Origin of the sequence: Neobacillus drentensis, from assembly GCF_036962765.1 — a bacterium.
GTDB lineage: Bacteria > Bacillota > Bacilli > Bacillales > Cytobacillaceae > Neobacillus > Neobacillus drentensis_C.
The window spans coordinates 1-2,178 of sequence record NZ_JBALOS010000118.1 but is presented as its reverse complement, the minus strand read 5'-3'; the positions used below and the strand labels follow the sequence as shown (position 1 = coordinate 2,178).

General features: G+C 39.5%; 2 protein-coding genes and 1 pseudogene. All 3 read left to right on the top strand.

Annotated features, from left to right (window positions below):
• Positions 1–540 (top strand): esterase family protein (locus V7137_RS15375; RefSeq protein ID WP_335698898.1); only part of this gene is annotated, 540 nt, incomplete at its 5' end.
• 235 nt (positions 541–775) lie between these two features.
• Positions 776–1,585, top strand: a complete 810-nt coding sequence (locus V7137_RS15370; protein ID WP_335698897.1) for a hypothetical protein — start codon at positions 776–778, stop codon at positions 1,583–1,585.
• Between the two features lie 152 nt (positions 1,586–1,737).
• Positions 1,738–2,178 (top strand): annotated as a pseudogene (locus tag V7137_RS15365) (chromosome condensation regulator); the annotation flags it as partial.

Below are 2,178 nucleotides of genomic sequence, written 5' to 3'. Positions count from 1 at the left end.
AGTATAGATAGCGAAAGTTGGCTGCAAGACTCAAAACCGGCGCATGACCGTGCATTAGCTCATGAGGCATATGATCGTTATGTGATTTCAGAAGCTATTCCATTTATTAAACATAAAACAGGTTGGTTTGATCCCATGATGACAACGGGGTGTAGTATGGGGGCATATCATGCGTTGAACTTTTTCTTGAGACATCCGGATGTCTTCCAAACAACCATTGCACTAAGCGGTGTTTACGATGTGCGTTTCTTTTTTTGGGATTACGGAAATGATCCGCTTGTATACGAAAATTCACCGAGTGATTACATATGGAATCAAAATGACGGCTGGTTTATTGATCGATATCGTTCAGCAGATATCATTATTTGTACCGGGCTGGGTGATTGGGAACAGGATGGGCTGCCTTCATACTATACATTAAAAGAGGCCTTTGAAGAAAAACAAATTCCAGCATGGTTTGATGAGTGGGGCGAAGATGTTTCGCATGATTGGATTTGGTGGCGACGCCAAATGCCGTATTATTTAGGAAAATTACTTTAATAAAATGTCAAAAAACATCATTACGGTTGAGTCGCTGGTGTTTTTTGACAGGGTATTTTTTGATTTTTAGGTAATAAATAATTGATGTCGTATTAAAAGTAGCAATATAGCGGGTTTTCCAGATATACAATGGGAAAAAATTCACCCTTTTTATCAAAACAATTAATATTTATACTTAAAGAAGTAGGATGGGAAAAAGAAATTGAAAAAATATGTTGGGATTCTTATAGCGTAAGTGATTGGTTTAGGGATAGGCTTTATTTTTGGTTATTTTTACGAAAATGGGGAAGTAACGAAAGAAATGGGAAAAGATATAAAAACTGCGACAGCGGAAGAAGATAAGTCTGATGGTAGCAACAAATCGTATCAATTTCAGGACATAGAGAGCATGGAGAAGGCAACTTCTGTAAAAGAAGCATATGAGCGTATTTTTGGCAAAGACCGTCTATTTGACGACTTTAAGGATGGTGATCCTGAAAGAGACCCTAATAGTACTTCCTTTAAAGATTTTTTTGACGGCGAAATAAAATATGACCTTAATGGTTACTACGAATTTAAAAATCTTCCGCCAAGTGAGACTTTGAAGTATTATCCTGATAAACCATATTCTTATCAAAATATATATTTCAATATTGCAATGAAACCCGGGTTAGACACTCGTATGGAAATGATTGATTTTCTACATTATTTACAATCCAGCGGATTAACAAAACCACATCTCATTAAAGAATCACTCCCCGAAGGTTCGGTGAGGGTAAATTCGGTAGACCCACATCCCAATGCAGGACCAGAAAAAAATCCATCTTTTAATATTTATATGAATGTGTTTCAGAAAATAAAGCCGGGTATGAATAAGCCAGAATCACACCAAAGATGGTCAATAAGCAGCGATGTAATAGAAGTTATGGATTTTAGCGATAAAGAAACAATGCTTGGGGAAATCGATAAATATGGTAAATTCGAGGGGGTGAACCCGTCAGGAATGAACGGGTCCCATTCAGATTTAGATGAGAGGTTTTTGTTTAAGGATAAGAATATTAAATAAATCGAATCCTGATTGAACTAACGGGGTGCAAGAGTACAAGATCCAGCTGCCAATTCGGTGGCTTTTTTGTTCTTGAACTATCGAAGCAGGTTAGTATAACAAGCGAAAGTGATACAATAATAAAATAGGTCTTGTTTTCAAGGAGGTAAAACATGGATTACATTTCACCGAAAGAAGCGGCGTTAAAGGTGAAACGGTGGCCTAAAGATACCATAGCTGCGGGTCGTCGTCATACCGTTGGTCTTAAATCTGACGGAACGGTGACGGCTGTGGGTGATAATAAATATGGCCAATGTAATGTAAGCGGTTGGCTCGATATTGTGGCGGTCGCGGTTGGTAATGTTCATATGGCGACGAACACGGGTAATGCTCATACAATCGCTCTTAAATCGGACGGTACTGTGGCGGCTGTGGGTTGGAATAAGCATGACCAATGCGATGTAAACGACTGGCGCGATATTGTAGTGGTTACGGCGGGTTGGCGTCGTACCATTGGGCTTAAATCGGATGGTTCGGTGGTTGCTGTGGGCCGAAATAATGAAGGTGAATGCAATGTAAGCGGCTGGCATGATATTGTGGCGGTCGCGGCGGGT